Annotated in this window: 17 protein-coding genes; 15 read left to right on the forward strand and 2 right to left on the reverse strand. The window is 68.8% G+C overall.

Annotated features, from left to right (window positions below; genetic code table 11):
- The first annotated feature begins 132 nt into the window (after nt 1–132).
- From pyrH to lpxB, 13 genes are read left to right on the forward strand one after another with little or no spacing between them, the layout of a single operon-like run.
- Nucleotides 133–870, forward strand: a complete 738-nt coding sequence (pyrH, locus tag ASD21_RS22145; protein ID WP_056446703.1) for a UMP kinase — start codon at nt 133–135, stop codon at nt 868–870.
- A gap of 25 nt (nt 871–895) precedes the next feature.
- A complete protein-coding gene (gene frr, locus ASD21_RS22150) occupies nt 896–1,462 on the forward strand; it encodes a ribosome recycling factor (protein ID WP_056446706.1) in 567 nt (188 codons plus the stop codon).
- 44 nt (nt 1,463–1,506) lie between these two features.
- Complete coding sequence (gene uppS / locus ASD21_RS22155; protein WP_056446710.1) at nt 1,507–2,286, forward strand: polyprenyl diphosphate synthase; 780 nt, start codon at nt 1,507–1,509, stop codon at nt 2,284–2,286.
- Nucleotides 2,264–3,112: a phosphatidate cytidylyltransferase gene (locus ASD21_RS22160; RefSeq protein WP_056446713.1), complete on the forward strand. Its 849-nt coding sequence runs from the start codon at nt 2,264–2,266 to the stop codon at nt 3,110–3,112. The genes uppS and ASD21_RS22160 overlap by 23 nt, the downstream gene beginning before the upstream one ends.
- A gap of 17 nt (nt 3,113–3,129) precedes the next feature.
- Nucleotides 3,130–4,338, forward strand: a complete 1,209-nt coding sequence (locus tag ASD21_RS22165) for a 1-deoxy-D-xylulose-5-phosphate reductoisomerase (RefSeq protein WP_056446717.1) — start codon at nt 3,130–3,132, stop codon at nt 4,336–4,338.
- Between the two features lie 41 nt (nt 4,339–4,379).
- The gene (locus tag ASD21_RS22170; protein WP_235524943.1) at nt 4,380–5,564 is read left to right on the forward strand and encodes a M50 family metallopeptidase; all 1,185 of its coding nucleotides are present in this window, start codon (nt 4,380–4,382) and stop codon (nt 5,562–5,564) included.
- Between the two features lie 16 nt (nt 5,565–5,580).
- Nucleotides 5,581–7,938 carry an outer membrane protein assembly factor BamA gene (gene bamA, locus ASD21_RS22175; RefSeq protein ID WP_056446721.1) on the forward strand — a complete coding sequence of 786 codons (2,358 nt, stop codon included), beginning with the start codon at nt 5,581–5,583 and terminating at the stop codon, nt 7,936–7,938.
- 5 nt (nt 7,939–7,943) lie between these two features.
- The gene (locus tag ASD21_RS22180; RefSeq protein ID WP_056446727.1) at nt 7,944–8,585 is read left to right on the forward strand and encodes an OmpH family outer membrane protein; all 642 of its coding nucleotides are present in this window, start codon (nt 7,944–7,946) and stop codon (nt 8,583–8,585) included.
- Between the two features lie 46 nt (nt 8,586–8,631).
- Nucleotides 8,632–9,657: a UDP-3-O-(3-hydroxymyristoyl)glucosamine N-acyltransferase gene (lpxD, locus tag ASD21_RS22185; RefSeq protein WP_056446730.1), complete on the forward strand. Its 1,026-nt coding sequence runs from the start codon at nt 8,632–8,634 to the stop codon at nt 9,655–9,657.
- Nucleotides 9,654–10,130 carry a 3-hydroxyacyl-ACP dehydratase FabZ gene (gene fabZ / locus ASD21_RS22190; RefSeq protein ID WP_056446736.1) on the forward strand — a complete coding sequence of 159 codons (477 nt, stop codon included), beginning with the start codon at nt 9,654–9,656 and terminating at the stop codon, nt 10,128–10,130. Before lpxD ends, fabZ begins: the two co-directional genes overlap by 4 nt.
- Nucleotides 10,127–10,921, forward strand: coding sequence for an acyl-ACP--UDP-N-acetylglucosamine O-acyltransferase (gene lpxA, locus ASD21_RS22195; RefSeq protein WP_056446738.1), 795 nt, complete (start codon nt 10,127–10,129; stop codon nt 10,919–10,921). The genes fabZ and lpxA overlap by 4 nt, the downstream gene beginning before the upstream one ends.
- Before the next feature lie 9 nt (nt 10,922–10,930).
- A complete protein-coding gene (gene lpxI / locus ASD21_RS22200) occupies nt 10,931–11,773 on the forward strand; it encodes a UDP-2,3-diacylglucosamine diphosphatase (protein ID WP_056446741.1) in 843 nt (280 codons plus the stop codon).
- Entirely contained in the window at nt 11,770–12,969 is a 1,200-nt protein-coding gene (gene lpxB / locus ASD21_RS22205; RefSeq protein ID WP_056446744.1) for a lipid-A-disaccharide synthase, read from the forward strand. The genes lpxI and lpxB overlap by 4 nt, the downstream gene beginning before the upstream one ends.
- On the opposite strand, the gene ASD21_RS22210 is transcribed toward lpxB, so the two are convergent.
- On the reverse strand, nt 12,966–14,636 hold the full coding sequence (locus ASD21_RS22210) for an ATP-binding protein (RefSeq protein ID WP_235523877.1): 1,671 nt from the start codon (nt 14,634–14,636) through the stop codon (nt 12,966–12,968). The genes lpxB and ASD21_RS22210 overlap by 4 nt on opposite strands.
- A gap of 207 nt (nt 14,637–14,843) precedes the next feature.
- Here ASD21_RS22210 and fliK point away from each other — a divergent pair, with 207 nt between their 5' ends.
- Nucleotides 14,844–16,538 carry a flagellar hook-length control protein FliK gene (fliK, locus tag ASD21_RS22215; RefSeq protein ID WP_056446750.1) on the forward strand — a complete coding sequence of 565 codons (1,695 nt, stop codon included), beginning with the start codon at nt 14,844–14,846 and terminating at the stop codon, nt 16,536–16,538.
- 10 nt (nt 16,539–16,548) lie between these two features.
- On the forward strand, nt 16,549–16,818 hold the full coding sequence (locus tag ASD21_RS22220) for an EscU/YscU/HrcU family type III secretion system export apparatus switch protein (protein ID WP_056446753.1): 270 nt from the start codon (nt 16,549–16,551) through the stop codon (nt 16,816–16,818).
- Nucleotides 16,819–16,891: 73 nt separating this feature from the next.
- Here ASD21_RS22220 and gltA read toward each other — a convergent pair whose 3' ends face one another.
- Nucleotides 16,892–18,172, reverse strand: coding sequence for a citrate synthase (gene gltA, locus ASD21_RS22225; protein ID WP_056446756.1), 1,281 nt, complete (start codon nt 18,170–18,172; stop codon nt 16,892–16,894).
- Nucleotides 18,173–18,208: the final 36 nt, after the last annotated feature.

Genomic DNA, 18,208 nt, shown 5'->3' on the forward strand with positions numbered 1-18,208 from the left:
GCGCGCCGCGCCTTTTTTGCGCCCGGGTCGCGCGTCTGCACGCGATCTGGCCGGTTTCAGCCCGGAAAACCGATCCCACTTTTTCGGAACGCGCTCTATGTTGCGTCCCGACGACTCAGGAAGAGCCTCCGCATGTCCGAACCTCAGCACAGACCCTATCGCCGCGTGCTTCTGAAGGTTTCGGGCGAAGTGCTGATGGGCGACACGCCCTATGGCATCGACACCAAGACCGTCGAATCGGTGGCCGAGGACATCCGGGAGATCGTCCAGTCGGGCGTCGAGCTGTGCCTGGTGATCGGCGGCGGCAACATCTTCCGCGGCATGGCCGGCGCGGCCAAGGGCATGGAGCGCTCCAGCGCCGACTACATGGGCATGCTGGCCACGGTGATGAACGCCCTGGCCATGCAGGACGCCCTGGAGCGCATCGGCGTCTCCACCCGCGTGCAGTCGGCCATTCCGATGGCCACGGTCTGCGAGCCCTACATCCGCCGCCGCGCCCAGCGTCACCTGGAAAAGGGCCGGGTGGTGATCTTCGCGGCCGGCACCGGCAACCCGTTCTTCACCACCGACACCGCCGCGGCCCTGCGCGCCGCCGAGATGCAGTGCGACGCCCTGTTCAAGGGCACCAGCGTCGACGGCATCTACAGCGCCGATCCCAAGAAGGACCCGGCCGCCAAGCGCTACGACAAGCTCAGCTACATGGACGTGCTGGCCAAGGACCTGCGGGTCATGGACGCCTCGGCCGTGGCCCTGATGCGCGACAACAACATTCCCATCGTGGTCTTCTCCATCAAGGGGCGCGGCAATCTGCTCAACGTCCTGAAGGGCCGGGGAACGCACACCGTCGTTTCCGGCGACCGCGCCGCTTAAATTCCCAGCGAAGAGAGCCCAAGCCATGGCCACCGCCGAAAAACCCGTCCTGTCCCGCTACAAGGAGCGCATGGACAAGTCCGTCGTCGCCCTGAAGGAGGAGTTCGCCTCCCTCCGCACGGGCCGCGCCTCCGCCAGCCTGCTCGATCAGGTGATGGTCGAGGCCTACGGCTCGTCGACCCCGCTGAACGCGGTGGCCTCGATCAGCGTGCCGGAACCGCGCCAGATCAACGTCAACGTCTGGGACAAGGGCGTCGTCGTCGCGGTCGAGAAGGCGATCCGCAACGCGGGCCTGGGCCTGAACCCGGTGGTCGAGGGCCAGAACCTGCGGATCCCGATCCCGCCGCTGACCGAAGAGCGCCGCAAGGATCTGGTCAAGGTGGCCGGCAAGTACGCCGAGCAGCAAAAGGTCGCGGTCCGCAACATCCGTCGCGACGCCAACGACGACCTCAAGAAGGCCGAAAAGGCTTCCGTCATCAGCGAAGACGAGCTGAAGAAGATGGAGACCGAGGTCCAGAAGATGACCGACGAAGCCATCAAGCGCGTCGACGAGGCCTTGAAAACCAAAGAACAAGAGATCATGCAGGTTTAGCATCGACCTGCGTTGTGGGGGGCGATGAGGGAAGGCTGAAGCGCATGGCGCCGACGACCGGCCTGCAGGATGTCTCGACTCGCGCCGGGGGCGCCAAGTCGGGCCAGTCCCTGCATGTGGCCATCATCATGGACGGCAACGGCCGTTGGGCGAAGCGGCGAAACCTGCCGCGCGTCCTGGGCCATCGCGCCGGGGTCAACGCCCTGAAGCGGACCGTCGAAGGCGCCGCCGCGCTGGGCGTGGGCGTGATGACGGTGTTCGGCTTTTCCACCGAGAATTGGAGCCGGCCGCCGCAGGAGGTGTCGGAACTGATGGGCCTGCTGAAGGCCTATCTGGAATCCGACCTCGAGCGCCTGGCCCGCGAAGGCGTGAAGGTGCGGATCATCGGCCGCCGTACGGGTCTGGCGCCCGACGTGCTGGACGTCATCGACCGGGCCGAGCGTCGGACCAGCAAGAACAGCGCCTTCCTGCTGCAGGTGGCCTTCAACTACGGCGGTCGCGCCGACATCGCCGACGCCGCGCGCGCCTTCGCCCTGGCGGTGGAGCGCGGCGAGGCCCGGGCCGCCGATCTGGACGAGGCGTTGTTCGAACAGCATCTGTCCACCGCCGGCGCGCCTGCCCCGGACCTTATCGTGCGCACCAGCGGCGAGCATCGGATCTCGAATTTTCTGCTTTGGGAATGCGCCTACGCCGAACTCGTGTATCAGGACGTTCTGTGGCCGGACTACGGGCCCGAACACCTGGCCGCCGCGTTGACGGAATATCGCAGCCGCGACCGTCGCTATGGAGGTATCGCCGTCGATGACGTCGCCGTCGCCGGCTAAACGTTTCAACTGGAGCAACCTGCGGATCCGTGTCGCCTCGGCCACGGTGCTGGTGCCTACGGTCGTGGCCGCCGTCTGGTTCGGCGACGTCTGGTACCTGGGATTGATCCTGGTCGGCGTCGCGCTCCTCGCCCGCGAGTGGGCCGAGATGAGCGCCCGCCGTTCGGCGCTCGGCGTGGCGGTGGCGATCGGCGCGGCCGTGGCGATCTCGGTGATCGTCGCTTATCTCGGCCACTACTACATCACCTGGCCCGTGGTGATCGCCGGCGCCCTGACCGCGGCCCTGATGGCGCGCGGCGCGGTGGAGCGCCGGGCCGACGCCGCCTATGGCGTGATCTACATCGCCCCGGCCGTCATCGCGATGATCTGGCTGCGCCGCATGGACGCGGGCCTCAGCTGGACCCTGCTGCTGTTCACGGCGACCTGGTTCGCCGACATCTTCGCCTTCGCGGTCGGCAGTCTCCTGAAGGGCCCGAAGCTGTGGCCGCGCTATTCGCCCAACAAGACCTGGTCGGGCTTTTTCGGCGGCCTGGTCGCCGCCTCGCTGGGCGCGATCGGCATCGTGGCCCTGTCACGGGCGCTGCCCGCCTTGCCCGACCTGCACCTGGCCTGGCCCGTCGCCGCGGCGATCGGTCTGCTGGGCGGCCTGGCCACCATGACCGGCGACCTCTGGGAATCGATGCTCAAGCGCCGGTTCGGCGTGAAGGATTCGGGCGACCTGATCCCAGGCCACGGCGGCATGCTGGACCGTGTCGACGGCCTGATGTTCGCGGCGATCGTGGTCGCCGCCGCGCGGCTCCTCGACCAACGGGGACTGTTGCCTTGACCCCTGTTCGCGAGGCCATGCGTCCCAAGGTCGGGGCCCCCAAGGCCGGGGCCCGCAAGGTCGTGGTGCTGGGGTCGACGGGGTCCATCGGCGTTTCGACGCTGGACCTGTTCGAACAGGCCGGCGTCGCGGTCGAGATCCTGGCCCTGACGGCCGGCCGCAATGTCGAGAAACTGGCCGAGCAGGCCCTGCGGTGGAAGCCCCAGGTCGCGGTGATCGACGACGAGACCTGCCTGCCGGAGCTGCGCGAACGCCTGGCCGGCTCGGGCGTGCGGGCCGCCGCCGGTCCCGCCGCGGTTTCCGAAGCCGCCGCCATGGGCGCGGACTGGGTGATGTCGGCCATCGTCGGCGCGGCGGGCCTGGCCCCGACGCTGGCCGCGGCCCGCTCGGGCGCGGTCATCGCCCTGGCCAACAAGGAAAGCCTGGTCTGCGCCGGTCCGGCCCTGCTGGCCATCGCCCGCGCGGCCGGCGGTTCGGTGATTCCGGTCGATTCCGAGCACTCGGCGATCTTCCAGGTGCTGCAGCGCGATTGCCTCGACCAGGTGTCGCGCCTGATCCTGACGGCGTCGGGCGGACCTTTCCGCACCTGGGACAAGGCCGCCATGGCCAAGGCCACGCCGGAACAGGCGGTGGCCCACCCGAATTGGTCGATGGGCGCCAAGATTTCGGTCGATTCCGCGACGATGATGAACAAGGGCCTCGAGATGATCGAGGCGTCCTACCTGTTCGAGACCCCGCAGGACCGCATCGAGGTGGTGATCCACCCGCAGTCCGTGATCCACAGCCTGGTCGAATACGCCGACGGCTCGACCCTGGCCCAGCTAGGCCCGCCGGACATGCGCAGCCCGATCTCCTGCGCCTTCTCCTGGCCCCAGCGGCTTTCGTGGCCCGCCAAGCCCCTGGATCTGGCCGCCTACGCCCAATTGACCTTCGAAGCGCCGGACCTGGAACGCTTCCCGTCGATCGCCATCGCCCGTGAAGCGCTGCGCCTGGGCGGGGGCGCGCCGGCGGCGATGAACGCCGCCAACGAGGTGGCTGTCGCGGCCTTCCTTGACCGCCAGATCGGCTTTCTGGATATTGCCGGCGCGGTGGCGGGGACTCTTGAGCGCATGAACGGCCTAGGCGAGCTCGCCGACAGCGCCGGCGACGCCCTCGACAGCGCGATGATGACTGACGCTTCGGCCCGCCGTATTGCGGCCGAGGTTGTCGGCCAGAAGCGTATCTAGAGACTGACCGGGGAGTTAGGCGCCACCTTATGATCGGGTTTTTGACGGGCCTCATCGCGTTCGTGTTCGTGCTGTCCATCGTGGTGACAGTGCATGAACTCGGCCATTTCCTGGCCGCGCGAGCCTGCGGCGTGGCCATCGACTGCTTCTCGATCGGCTTTGGCCCCAAGATCGTGTCGTGGCGGGACAAGACCGGCGTCGAATGGCGGATCGCCTCGATTCCCCTGGGCGGCTACGTCCGGTTCTCCGGCGACGACAACGCCGCCAGCGTGCCGGACGGCGGCGACCTGGCGATCCTCAAGAGCGAGATCGCCGCGCGCGAGGGCGAGGCGGCCGTTTCCCGCTACTACCATTTCAAGCCTGTCTGGCAGCGCGCGTTCATCGCCGTGGCCGGGCCGATGGCCAATTTCGTGCTGGCGATCGTCCTGTTCGCCGCGCTGATGATGACGCTGGGCGAATACCGCCATCCCGCGACGGTCGATCGGGTGCCCGCCGACGGCGCCGCCGCCGCCGCGGGCTTCAAGCCCGGTGATCTGATCACCAAGGCCGACGGCCGTAGAATCAAGAATTTCGAGGACGTGGGCCGCTACGTCATCCTGCGGTCGGGTTTGCCGATCGATTTCACGGTCAAGCGCGGCGATCAGACCCTGCATCTTGTCGCGACCCCGGTTCAGGTCGAGATCGTCGACAAGATCAACGGCCGGATGAAGGTCGGCCGGCTGAGCATCGAGAACCGCAGTCCGTCCTATCATTATCGCTCGAGCGTCTGGCGCGCCATTCCCGACGCCACGGTCGAGGTCTGGGACCAGATCAGCACCATCGGCTTCTATCTGGGACGTCTGGTCACCGGGCAGATCTCGGCCGACCAGATCAGCGGCGTGATCGGCATCGGCCACGCGGTCGGCGCCATGGCCAACGCCACGACGGTCGACGCGCCCAATTTCGAGACCCTGCTGCTGCGTTTCTTCGTCGGCCAGATGATCATGGTGGCGACCTTGTCGGTCAGCATCGGCTTCATGAATCTTCTGCCCATCCCGGTTCTCGATGGCGGTCACCTGGTGATGTACGCCTACGAGGCGATCGCCAAGCGGCCGCTGAAGGCCGAGTTTCAGGCGGCTGGCTTCAGAGCGGGGCTTGCCTTGATCCTTGGTTTCATGCTGTTCGCGGCCTGGAACGACCTTCACCGCTACGACGTGTTCAAATTCATTGGCGGCCTGTTCTCGTGAACCGCGCCGTCCGTCCATGATTGGTCCCATGAACAAAATTCGCGCCCATAGCGCCGCGTTCGCCACCGGCGTTGCGCTCCTCCTCGGTTCCACGGCGCTGACCGCGCCGCAGATCGCCTTCGCCCAGGCCCAGACGGGCGTGGTCCAGCGCATCGTGGTGCAGGGCAACGAGCGGATCGAGCAGGGGACCGTGCTGTCCTACCTGCCGATCCAGCCGGGCGAGACGGTCGATCCCCAGCGCCTCGACCTGGCGCTGAAGACCCTGGCGCGCACCGAGCTGTTCGCCGACGTGAAGATCGAGCTGCAAGGCGGCGACCTGATCATCAAGGTCGTCGAGAACCCGATCATCAACCAGGTGGTCTTCGAGGGGAACTCGGCGCTGAAGGAAGACAAGCTGAAGGACGAGGTGCAGATCCGTCCGCGCGGCATCTTCACCCGCTCCAAGGTCCAGGCCGACGTCCAGCGCATCATCGAGCTCTATCGCCGTTCGGGTCGCATCTCGGCGACCGTGACGCCGAAGGTGGTCGAACTGCCGCAAAAGCGCGTCGACCTGGTGTTCGAGATCAGCGAAGGCCCCAAGAGCGGCGTGCTGGGCGTCACCTTCCTGGGCAACAAGGAATTCTCGGACAACGACCTGAAGGACGTCATCGTCACCAAGGAGTCGCACTGGTACAAATTCCTGACCAGCAACGACAACTACGACCCTGACCGGATCGAGTACGACCGCGAGCAGCTGCGCAAGTTCTATCGCAACCGCGGCTATTTCGACTTCCGCGTCGTGGCCTCGGTCGCCGAGCTGGCCACCGACAAGAATGGCTTCGCGGTCACCTACACGATCGACGAAGGCCCCAAGTACAAGTTCGGCAAGATCACCGTCGAAACCGAGCTGAAGAAGCTGAACGGCGACCTGCTGGCCCAGATCCTGCCGATCCGCGCCGGCCAGCTGTACGAAGACGAGAAGATCGAGCAGGCCACCGACGCCCTGACCTTCGCGGCGGGCGCGGCCGGCTTCGCCTTCGTGGACGTGCGTCCGCGCTACGTGCCCAACCACGAGAACAACACCGTCGACGTCGTGTTCTCGGTGCGTGAAGGGCCGCGGGTCTATGTCGATCGGATCGACATCGTCGGCAACACCCGCACGCTCGACTACGTCGTGCGTCGCGAACTCGAAGTGGCCGAAGGCGACGCCTACAACCGCGTTCTGGTCGACCGCTCCAAGAACCGCGTCCGTTCGCTCGGCTTCTTCAAGGACGTCGACATCGAGGAAGTGCCGAGCGACCGGCCCGACCGCACGACCCTGCGGGTCAAGACCGAGGAACAGCCGACGGGCGAACTGTCGTTCAGCGCCGGCTACAGCTCGGTCGACAAGCTGGTTCTGGATGTCGGCATCACCGAACGCAACTTCCGCGGCCGCGGCCAGAACCTGCGGGCCCGCGTCTCGGTCGGTTCGCTGCGCCAGCAGATCGACTTCGGCTTCACCGAGCCGCGCTTCCTGGGCCGCGACCTGCGCGCGGGCCTGGATCTGTACTCCTACCGCTACGACCTGAGCGACTACGCCGCCTATGACACCCAGTCGACCGGCGGCACGCTGCGCCTGGGCTTCCCGCTGACCCAGAACGCTTCGATGAGCCTTCGCTACCAGCTCCGCCAGGACAAGGTGAGCGTCGAGGACAGCCTCTGCGCCAGCGGGTCGGTGTCCGACATCCTCTGCCTGCAGCGCGGGTCCTACGTCACCTCGCTGTTCGGCTACGGCATGCGGATCGACAAGCGCAACGACCCGTTGCAGCCGACCCGCGGCTGGTTCGCCGACCTGAACCAGGACCTGGCCGGCTTCGGCGGCGACGTGAAGTATCTGAGGACCGAGACCGACGGCGGTTGGTACTGGGGCTTCAACAAGGACTTCATCTTCAGCGCCACCGGTTCGGCGGGCTATATCGAAGGTTGGGGCGGCGACAACATCCGCATCAACGACCGCTTCTACAAGGGCGGTTCGACGTTCCGCGGCTTCGAGATCGCCGGCATCGGTCCTCGCGACACGACGACGCAGAGCAGCGCCCTGGGCGCCAAGCTTTATGCGATCGGCACGTTCGAGCTGACGGTTCCGACCTTCCTGCCCGAACAGTACGGCATCAAGGCCGCGGTGTTCACCGACTTTGGTACGGCCGGCCAGCTGGACGACGTCGATCGTCTGAACTCGGACGGCACTATCAACCCGAACATCAAGGACGGCCTGGGCCTGCGGGCCACGGCCGGTCTGAGCATCGACTGGAAGTCCCCCATGGGTCCCATCCGGTTCGATTTCAGCCACATTCTCGCTAAAGAAGACTACGACAGGACCGAAACCTTCCGGTTCTCCACCTCCACAAGGTTTTAACGAACATGACTTCCAAGTTCCTCGCCGCGACCGTTTCGGGTCTGGCCGCCCTCGCCACGGCGTCGGGCGCCTTCGCCCAGGCCGCGCCGCCCGCCGCCGCGCCGCCGATCTCTCACGGCGCCCCGATCGCCGGCGTCTGCATCTTCTCGAGCCAGCGCGCCGTGGCGACCTCGCAGGTCGGCAAGGCCGTCGACGCCCGCCTGAAGGCCATCATCGCCCAGGTCAACGCCGAGCTGACCGCCGAACGCACCAGCCTGGACAACGACGCCAAGGCCCTGGACGCCAAGAAGGCCACCCTCGACCAAAGCGCCCTGGAACAACAGGCCGCCGCCCTGCAAGTGCGCGCCAACGCCTGGCAGCGTAAGGGCCAGCAGCGCCAGCGCGAAGTCGAGGCCACCGAGCAGAAGCAACTGGCCCGCGTCTACCAAGAGCTGGACCCGGCGATCCGTCAGGCCTATCAGGCCAAGACCTGCTCGATCCTGATCGAGCGCGAGTCGGTTCTGCTGGGCAATCCGGCCATGGACATCACCGACGCCGTCGTGACCGCCGTGGACGCCCGCATCAAGACCCTGACCTTCGATCGCGAACGTCTGGACCAAGCGGCTCCGGGGGCTCAAGCTCTCCAACCGACTCCCAAGAAGCCGTAATCGAGCCGGCTCGGGCATGACGCCCGGGCTGCTCCCGAGAGGACCGATGCCGGACCCGCGCTTTTTCGAAGACCTGGGTCCGGCGACCCTCACGGAATTGGCCAGTCTGAGCGATGCTCGGCTGGCCGATCCGGCCGAGGGCCATCACCTGATCTCGCACGTCGCTCCCCTCGAGAGCGCCGGGGCGGGCGCCGTCACCTTCCTTTCCGATCCCAAGCGCCTGGCCGATCTGGCCGGCCTGAAGGGCGCGGCCTGCTTTCTGCGGCCCGAACACGCGGCCCAGGCTCCGGCCGGCTGCATCCTGCTGCTGACGAGCCATCCGCAGGTCTCATGGGCCGCGGCCGCCGAGCGCCTGCACGCGCCGCGCCGGCATGACGGCTCGGTGCAGACCGTCCATCCCGACAGCACGCTGGAGGAGGGCGTCAGGCTGTCTCCCAGCGTGGTCATCGGGCCGGGAGCCCGAATCGGCCGCGGGACCTATCTGGCGCCCGGCGTGGTGATCGGACCCGGCGTGGCCGTCGGCCGCGACTGCCGGATCGGCGCCAACGCGGTAATCGGCTTCGCCCTGATCGGCGACCGCGTGTCGATCCACGCCGGGGCGGTGATCGGCGAACCGGGCTTCGGCGCGGCCGGCGGGCCCAGGGGCGTCGTCGACCTGCCGCAGCTGGGGCGGGTGATCCTGCAGGACGGGGTGACGATCGGCGCCAACAGCTGCGTGGATCGAGGCGCCTTTGGCGATACGATGATCGGCGAGAACACCAAGATCGACAATCTCGTCCATGTCGCCCACAACGTCCGGCTCGGCCGCAACTGCGTCGCCGCCGCCTTCACGGGCGTTTCCGGCAGCACGGTGGTGGGCGACGGGGTCGCGTTCGGCGGCAAGGCCGGCGTGGCCGACCACCTGACGGTCGGCGCGGGCGCCCAGATCGGCGCCTCGGCGTCGGTGTTCAAGGACGTGCCGGCCGGCGAAACATGGACTGGGTTTCCGGCGCGACCGCTCAAGCGGTGGCTCCGCGAGACCGCATGGCTGTCGCGCAAGGCGGGCGGCCGGGGAACCAAGGGGCCAGAATGAGCCAATCCAAGACCGAAGAGCCTCTGGCCAATATCGACATCGCCGAGATTCTGAACCGCATCCCGCACCGCTATCCGTTCCTGCTGGTCGACCGGGCCGAGGCCTATCGCGCCCACCAGTCGATCGTCGGCATCAAGTGCGTGACGATCAACGAGCCGTTCTTCCAGGGCCACTTCCCGGGCAATCCGGTGATGCCCGGCGTGCTGATCATCGAGGCCCTGGCCCAGACCGGCGCGGTGCTGATGAGCAAGTCGCTCGAGGTCGACACCGACGGCAAGACCATCTTCTTCATGTCGGTCGACAACGTCCGCTTCCGCAATCCCGTGCGGCCGGGCGACGTGATCCGCATGGAAGTCGAGGTGGTCCGCGCCCGATCGAGCATCTTCAAGTTCAAGGGCGTGGCCAAGGTCGGCGACAAGGTCGCGGCCGAGGCCGAGTTCGCGGCCATGGTGGTGGAGACGCCCAAGGCATGACCCAGATCCATCCGACCGCCATCGTTTCGCCCGGCGCGCAATTGGGCCAGGACGTCGAGATCGGCGCGTTCTGCACCGTGGGCCCCAAGGTTCGGCTGGGCGACGGCGTGCGGCTGGTCTCGCACGTGGTGATCGAGGGCGCGACCCAGATCGGGGCCGGCACCATCGTCCATCCTTTCGCGGTGCTGGGCGGCGCGCCGCAGCATCTGGCTCACAAGGGCGAGGACACCCGGCTGGTGATCGGCGAGCGCAACATCATTCGCGAGCACGTCACCATGCACACCGGCACGACGGGTGGCGGCGGGGTCACCACGGTCGGCTCCGACAGCCTCTACATGGTCGGGGCCCACGTCGCCCATGACTGCGTGATCGGCGACCGCGTGACCTTCGCCAACAGCGCCACCCTGGGCGGACACGTGCAGGTCGGCGATTTCGTGTTCATGGGCGGGCTGTGCGCCGTCCACCAGTTCACCCGCATCGGCCGCTATGCGTTCGTCGGCGGCGGCGGAGTGGTGACCAAGGACATCATTCCCTACGGCTCGGTGTGGGGCAACCACGCCCACCTCGAAGGGTTGAACCTGGTGGGCCTCAAGCGCCGCGGCTTCAGCCGCGAGGCGATCAACGCCCTGCGCGCCGCCTACCGTCTGCTGTTCGCCGACGAAGGCACCTTCCAGGAGCGCCTGGACGACGTGACCGAGGCCCATGCCGACACGCCCGAGGTGATGGAGATCGTCGACTTCATTCGCGCCGAGGGCAACAGGCCGCTGTGCCTGCCCGAGCGCGAGGTCTAGGGGAGGGCCATGCGCAAGCTTGGTCTGATCGCCGGAGGCGGATCCCTGCCGGTGGAGCTGGCGCAACACTGCGAGGCGGCCGGTCGGCCGTTCGCGGTGATGCGCCTGCGCTCGTTCGCCCAGCCGGTCCTGGCCCGCTATCCGGGGATCGAGGTCGGACTGGGCGAGTTCGGCAAGGTGTTCAAGGCGCTGCGGGCCGAGGGCTGCGAGGCGGTGTGCTTCGCCGGCGTCGTCGATCGGCCCGACTTCGCGGCCATCAAGCCGGACCTGCGCGGCCTGACGGTCATCCCAGGCCTGGTCAACGCCGCCCGCAAGGGCGACGACGCCCTGCTGCGCCGCCTGCTGGCCGAGTTCGAGAAGGAAGGCTTCGCGATCGAGGGCGCCCATGAAGTGCGGGGCGAGATGACCCTGCCACGCGGCGCCCTGGGCAAGCATGCGCCGAAGGACAGCCACATCGCCGACATGGACCGCGCCCTGCACGTGGCGCGGGCCATCGGCGCGCTGGACGTGGGGCAGGGCGCCGTGGTCTGCGACGGCCTGGTGCTGGCCGTCGAGGCCCAGGAGGGCACGGACGCCATGCTGCGGCGGGTGGCCGACCTGCCGCAGGCTATTCGCGGCAACGCCGAGGCCCCGCGCGGCGTGCTGGCCAAGGCGCCCAAGCCGATCCAGGAGACCAAGGTCGATCTGCCCACGATCGGCGTGGCCACCGTGCAGCGCGCGGCCCGCGCTGGTCTGGCCGGCGTGGTCGGCGAGGCCGGACGCCTGCTGATCGTCGACCGCGAGCAGGTCATCGCCTGCGCCGACGACCTGGGCCTGTTCGTGTACGGAGTCGAACCACGGGCCGACGCATGAGTCCCGAAAGGCTCTCGAAGGCCGGGCCGCTGACCGTGATGCTGGTGGCGGCCGAGGCCTCGGGCGACGCCCTGGGCGCGAAGCTGGCCCACGTGCTGCGCGATCGACTGGGCGGCGACAAGGTGCGCTTCGTCGGCATCGGCGGCGCCAAGATGGCGGCCGAGGGCGTCCAGAGCCCGTTCGACATCGCCCAGCTGTCCATCCTGGGCATCGTGGAGAGCCTGAAGGCCTATCCGCGCGCCATGGCCCGGCTGAAGGACACCCTGGCCCTGGCGGCCCGCGAAAAGCCCGACGTGGCCGTGCTGATCGACAGCTGGGGCTTCAACATCCGGCTGGCCAAGGCGCTGCGCAAGCAGGACCCGCGCCTGCCGCTGGTCAAGTACGTCGCCCCTCAGGTCTGGGCCTACCACGCCAGCCGCGCCAAGGACCTGGCCGGGGCGGTGGACCTGCTGCTGTCGATCCAGCCGATGGACAAGCCGTTCTTCGACGCCGTCGGCCTGCCCAGCGTCTTCGTCGGCAATTCCGCCCTGGCCCACGATTTCAGCCACGCCGACCCGGCCAGGCTGCGCGCCGCGATCGGCGCGGGGCCGGACGAGCCGATCCTGCTTGTGCTGCCCGGCAGCCGCCCGTCCGAGATCGAGCGGGTCATGCCGAGGTTCGAGGACGCCGTGCGCCGCCTGAAGGCCGAACGGCCGGGCCTGCACGTGGTCGTGCCCGCCGCCTCGACGGTGGCCCAGGCCGTCAAGGCGCGGGTCGCGGCCTGGCCGTTCCGGGCCCATGTCGTCGAGGACGAGGCGCTGAAGGACGACGCCATGGTGGCCGGAACGGTCGCCCTGGCCTGCAGCGGCACGGTGACCACCGAACTGGCCCTGGCCGGTTGCCCGGTGGTGGTCGGCTATGTGACCGGCGCGTCCACCTACGCCCTGCTGAAGATGATGTTCAAACCGCGCTGGGTGACCCTGTTCAACATCGCCGCCCATGACACGGTCGCGCCCGAGCTGCTGCAGGACGCCTGCACCGGCCAGGCCCTGGCCGCCGAGGTCGCCAAGCGGCTGGACGACCCGTCCCTGCGCGGGGCCCAGATCGCCGCCCAGAGCGCCGCCCTGGACCGGATGGGGCGGGGCATGCCCGACCCTTCGGAAGCGGCGGCTTCGGCCCTGCTGGACTTCCTGAGGGCGCGCGGCGGGGGGAGCTAGGCGTCCGCCAGGGTCGGGTCGGCCGCCGGGGCCGCGGCCCGCTCGATGGCCAGGAACAACATCGCCACGTCGATCGGCTTGGCGACATGGTCGTCGAAGCCCTCGGCCAGCAGCGCCTCGACCTGATGGCTCATGGCGTTGGCGGTCAGGGCGATGATCGGGGTTCGGGTCCGTGCTCCGGCTTCCTGGCGGCGGATCTCCTGCATGGCGGCCACGCCGTCCATCACCGGCATGTGCACGTCCATCAGCACCAAGTCCCAGCCGCCTTCGCGCCAGGCCTCCACGGCCTCGGCCCCGTTGGCGACCAGACGCGGGCTGATCCCCGCCTGGCCGAGGATCGCCTTGAGCACCAACTGGTTGACCTGGTTGTCCTCGGCGGCCAGCACCCTCAGCGTTGCGCGGATCAGCGCGGCGGGCGCGGCCTGGGCCTTCGCCTCGACCTCGGGCGCGGGGCTCAGTCGGTCGGCGGGCAGGCGGATGGCGAAGGTCGAACCATGGTCGACGGCGCTGGACACGGTGATCTCGCCGCCCATCAGCGCGCAGAGGTCCCGGCAGATCGCCAGGCCAAGGCCCGTTCCGCCATGGCGGCGGGTGCTGGAGGCGTCCAGTTGGCTGAACTTGCCGAACAGCCGGTCCAGGTCGCCCGGCGCCACGCCGACGCCGGTGTCGGCGACCGCGATCTCCAGTGTCTCGCCGTCGATGCGGGCCGAAAGATCGATCGCGCCGGTGTTGGTGAACTTGGCGGCGTTGGACAGCAGGTTGCCGACCACTTGCCGCAGCCGGAGGGGATCGCCGTGATAGAGCCCCCGCACCTCGGGCGCGAGGGTCAGGGTGTAGCGAAGGCCCTTCTGCACGGCCAGCACCGAAAAGGCGTGGTGGCAGCCGATCAACAGCTCCGGCAGGTCGAAAGCCACGGTGTCGATCTCAAGGCGGCCCGCCTCGATCTTCGACAGGTCCAGCACGTCGTTGAGGATCGCCGTCAGGCCCTCACCGGACTTGCGGACGAGCGCGAGCCGCTCGCGTTGGGCGTCGCTCATCTCTTCGGCCTGCATCACCTGGAGCATGCCCAGGACGCCGTTCAGGGGCGTGCGGATCTCGTGACTCATGGTGGCCAGGAAGGTGCTCTTGGCGGCGTTGGCGGCGGCGGCCTCGGCTTCCTTCTCGCGAGCGGCGGCCAGGGCCTGGACCAGGTCCCGCTCTGTGGCGGCGCGATGCAAGGCGGCCAGCAGGACATAGGCCAGGAAGGCGGCCGCGGCGATGAAGGCGACCACGGACTGGCCGCCGCTCTCGGCGCCGGCCGGGCGCGCCAGGGCCAGGCAGGCGGTCAGAAGAACGGCCATCAACGAGGCCGCGCCGATGCGGCGCGAGATCGGAAACTCCGCGGTGCTGCTCAGCGCGATCGCGCCCAGCATGGCCGCGCCGGCCACGGCGGCGGCTCGGCCGCCCTCGACGGCCATGGCCAGCGGCAGCAGGCCGTAGACGCAGGTGTAGACGAAGGTGACCCCGGCATAGATCCATTCCTGGCCCGCGCTCGGAGCGGCCGTGCGGTCGATCCACAGGCCCAGGGCCTGGTTCAGCAGCATGAACAGCCCGACGATCGCCAACCAGCCCAGGACCAGGCGCGGATCCAGCCAGAGGACCGAGCCGGCGGCGGCCAGGAGCGACATCGGAAAAATGGTCTTCAGGTCACGGCGCCGATGCGCCGTGATGTCCGTCCAGGCCAAGGAAGGGGCGGCGCGCGTCAAGCCTGAACTCCAAATCAACCTCCGCACTGTCAGGCCCGGGGCGTTAAGCAAGCCTTTAAGACCCGCTTCACGGCTCTCCGCTAGGTTGGAGTCCTCGGCGATCCTCTCGTCGCCGGCTGGAGACCTGGCGTGCCGATCTTCTCGATCGCCCCTTTGTCGTCCCTGACGCCGTCCGCTCCCGTGAACCGGGCCGACCAGGCGGCCGACGCGCTTGCCCGGATCGCCGTCATCCAGACGGTCGAGACCCTGGGCGCGATGATCGACCAGTCCCATTCCCAGTCCCAGGGAGACCTGGCCAATCTGGCCAAGGACGCCGTGGGCGAGGGCGAGGTCAGCCGGGCCAAGGCCGCCGAGGCCAAGGCCCTCGCGGCCGGTCCCGAAACCCCGGCCGAGACCTCCGCCCGCGCCGTCGCGGCGGCGGCCGGTCGTGCCGCCGGTCGCCAGGCCGGCCTGGCGCCGCTGATGGCGGACATGGCCCAGGCGGCCGCCGAGCCCGACACCCCGACCCAGGTCAAGGCGGCCATCGCCCAGGTGATGGCGCTGAGCACGCGCATGGACGGCCAGATCAAGGGTTCGGAGATCCGCCAGGCCCTGCAGCGCTCCGGCCTGTTCCTGGAGGCCCGCCTGGCGTCCGGCGTCCAGACCCAGCGTCAGCAGACGGGCACCCTGACCGCGCCGCCCCGGGCGGTCCCGACCCCGACGCCCAACAGCGACATGAAGGCGGCCCTGCTGGTGTTCCGCGAGGTGGTCAAGACCTGGGTCGACACCATGCCGCTGACCTCGGCCCAGGTCGGCCCCACGCCCGGCGGGACGCCCAACGCGGCGCCCAACACCGCGTTCAAAACCGCGCCTGATATCGTGCCGGGCGCCGCGCCAAGCGCGGCCGCCACGGCGGCGGCCTTTTCGGCCCAGCCGGCCGATCGCGGCGCGCCTCGGGCCCCGACCGGCGCGACCGCGTCGCCCCCCTCCGTCGGCCAGGCCTCCGATCCGGAGACGCCAGCCCAGGCCCCGCCGCCGAGCGACGAGGGCGCGCCCGCGCCCCCGTTCGCCAAGCCCGCGACCGGCTGGCCGAACGTCAACGCGCCTTGGCAAGCCGTCCGTCCCGCCCCAGCCCCGCCGCAGCCGCCGCCTCTGCCGGCCTTCGGCGCGATCGTGGCCGAGGACTTTCCACCGACGCTCCTGGCCATGCCGCGCGCGGCCTCGGCGGCCATGGCCTATGGCGGACCCGAGGCCGCCCCGGCGCCGCCATCCCAGACCCCGCCGCCCTATGCCGGGGCCCCGACCCACGCCCAGGCGGCCGCCCAGCCGGGCCTGCCGACCGGGGCGGGGCCTCACGCCGTCGCCCAGCGCCTGCTGGCCGAGACCGGCGCGGCCCTGGCCCGCACCGAACTGCTGCAGATCGCTTCGCTCCCAGAGCCGTCGGCCGCTGGCCGCCCCGTGGAGGATCACGGTCAGCGTTGGGTGTTCGACATGCCGTTCATGACGCCTCAGGGTCCCGCCGCCGCCCAGTTCGAGATCAGCCGCGACGGCGGCGGTTCGGGCGGGGAGGGCGGCCGCGCGATGGGCCGCACCTGGCGCGCCCGCTTCTCGCTGGACGTCGAGCCCATGGGGCCCGTTCACGCCCAGGTGGCCCTGACCGGCGACCGGGCCCGCGTCTCGTTGTGGGCCGAGCGCCCGGCCGCCATGGCCCGCCTGCGGACGGGAGAGGACCGGCTGGGCAGCGCCCTGCGCGAGGCGGCGCTGGAGCCCGAGATCGCCTTCCACACCGGCCAGCCGCGCGCCCCGGCCGCCGCGCCCGGCCAGTTCCTGGATCAAGCCACATGAGAGGGGCGACATGACCGGCCCGGTCCGCTCCGCCGGCCCCCGCATCGCCGTAGCCTTGCGCTACGACGAGCCCAACGCGCCGCGCGTGGTCGCCACCGGCCGCGGCTGGGTGGGTGACAAGATCATCGAGACCGCCCGCGAGCACGGCGTGCCGATCGAGGAGAATCCGGCCCTGGCCCAGGCCCTGTCGACCATCGAGCTCGACGAGGAGATCCCCGAGGCGCTGTACGTCGCCGTCGCCGAGATCCTGGGCTTCATCCTGCGCAGCGCCCAGAACTAGGCGGGCAAGCGGCGGTAAAGAAAAAGGCCCCGCTTTCGCGAGGCCTTTTCCAGTTCCTGCGATCTCGCGGCGCTTAGCCGCGCTTGTCGACCGGGGTGTAGTCGCGTTGCGTGGCGCCCGTATAGAGCTGGCGCGGGCGGCCGATCTTGCGCGAGGGATCCTCGAACATTTCCTTCCACTGGCTGATCCAGCCGACGGTGCGGGCCAGGGCGAACAGCACGGTGAACATGTTGGTCGGGAAGCCCATCGCCCGCAGGGTGATGCCCGAATAGAAGTCGATGTTCGGATAGAGCTTGCGGTCAATGAAGTAGGGATCGCTGAGGGCGACCTTTTCCAGCTCCATGGCCACGTGCAGCAACGGGTCGTTGATGCCCAGCTGCTCCAGCACCTCGTAGCAGGTCTTCTGCATGACCTTGGCGCGCGGGTCGAAGTTCTTGTACACGCGGTGGCCGAAGCCCATCAGCTTGTACTTCTTGTCCTTCACGCCCTGCACGAAGGCGGGGATGTTCTCGACCGTGCCGATCTCTTCCAGCATCTCCAGGGCTTCCTGGTTGGCGCCGCCGTGCGACGGACCCCAGAGGCAGGCGATGCCGGCGGCGATGCAGGCGAACGGGTGGGCGCCCGACGAACCGGCCAGACGGACGGTCGAGGTCGAGGCGTTCTGCTCGTGGTCGGCGTGCAGGATGAAGATTCGGTCCATGGCGCGGGTCAGGACGGGGTTGGGAGTCCAGTCCTCGGCCGGCACCGAGAAGCACATGCGCAGGAAGTTTTCCGAATAGCTGAGCTCGTTGCGAGGCGTCACGAACGGACGGCCCTGCGAGTACTGGAAGGCGCGCGCGGCGATGGTCGGCATCTTGGCGATCAGGCGATGGGCGCTGATCTCGCGTTGCTTGGGATCATCGACGTTCAGGCTGTCGGCGTAGAAGGCCGACAGGGCGCCGACCGCGCCCGTCATCACAGCCATCGGGTGGGCGTCGCGGCGGAAGCCCTGGAAGAAGCTGTCGAACTGGGCGTGCAGCATCGTGTGATAGGTGATGTTGCGTTCGAACTTGGCGAATTCGTCGGCCGTCGGCAGTTCGCCGTTCAGCAGCAGGTGGCAGACTTCCAGGAACGAGGACTTCTCGGCCAGCTGGTCGATCGGATAGCCGCGGTGCAGCAAAATGCCGGCGTCGCCGTCGATATAGGTGATCTTGCTTTCGCACGACGCCGTCGAGGTGAAGCCCGGATCGAAGGTGAAGTGGTCGGAGTCGGCATAGAGCTTCCGCACGTCGAGCACGTCCGGACCGGTGCTGCCCTTGAGGATCGGCAGGTCGTAGTTCTTGTCGCCGATCGTCAGCGTGGCTTTGTCGGTCATGCGAGAGACCCCTTCAATAGTGGAACGGTCGGTCCA

The sequence above is a fragment of the Caulobacter sp. Root1455 genome, assembly GCF_001426905.1.
In the GTDB taxonomy this organism is placed as follows: domain Bacteria; phylum Pseudomonadota; class Alphaproteobacteria; order Caulobacterales; family Caulobacteraceae; genus Caulobacter.

Coding starts and splice junctions, on each gene's coding strand:
- ASD21_RS22180 (WP_056446727.1), top strand. CDS start 7,944: ATGACTTCCAAGTTCCTCGCCGCGACCGTTTCGGGTCTGGCCGCCCTC.
- frr (WP_056446706.1), top strand. CDS start 896: ATGGCCACCGCCGAAAAACCCGTCCTGTCCCGCTACAAGGAGCGCATG.
- lpxI (WP_056446741.1), top strand. CDS start 10,931: ATGCGCAAGCTTGGTCTGATCGCCGGAGGCGGATCCCTGCCGGTGGAG.
- bamA (WP_056446721.1), top strand. CDS start 5,581: ATGATTGGTCCCATGAACAAAATTCGCGCCCATAGCGCCGCGTTCGCC.
- lpxB (WP_056446744.1), top strand. CDS start 11,770: ATGAGTCCCGAAAGGCTCTCGAAGGCCGGGCCGCTGACCGTGATGCTG.
- lpxA (WP_056446738.1), top strand. CDS start 10,127: ATGACCCAGATCCATCCGACCGCCATCGTTTCGCCCGGCGCGCAATTG.
- gltA (WP_056446756.1), bottom strand. CDS start 18,172: ATGACCGACAAAGCCACGCTGACGATCGGCGACAAGAACTACGACCTG.
- ASD21_RS22160 (WP_056446713.1), top strand. CDS start 2,264: ATGACGTCGCCGTCGCCGGCTAAACGTTTCAACTGGAGCAACCTGCGG.
- pyrH (WP_056446703.1), top strand. CDS start 133: ATGTCCGAACCTCAGCACAGACCCTATCGCCGCGTGCTTCTGAAGGTT.
- ASD21_RS22165 (WP_056446717.1), top strand. CDS start 3,130: ATGCGTCCCAAGGTCGGGGCCCCCAAGGCCGGGGCCCGCAAGGTCGTG.
- uppS (WP_056446710.1), top strand. CDS start 1,507: ATGGCGCCGACGACCGGCCTGCAGGATGTCTCGACTCGCGCCGGGGGC.
- ASD21_RS22220 (WP_056446753.1), top strand. CDS start 16,549: ATGACCGGCCCGGTCCGCTCCGCCGGCCCCCGCATCGCCGTAGCCTTG.
- ASD21_RS22210 (WP_235523877.1), bottom strand. CDS start 14,636: ATGTCGCTCCTGGCCGCCGCCGGCTCGGTCCTCTGGCTGGATCCGCGC.
- fabZ (WP_056446736.1), top strand. CDS start 9,654: ATGAGCCAATCCAAGACCGAAGAGCCTCTGGCCAATATCGACATCGCC.
- lpxD (WP_056446730.1), top strand. CDS start 8,632: ATGCCGGACCCGCGCTTTTTCGAAGACCTGGGTCCGGCGACCCTCACG.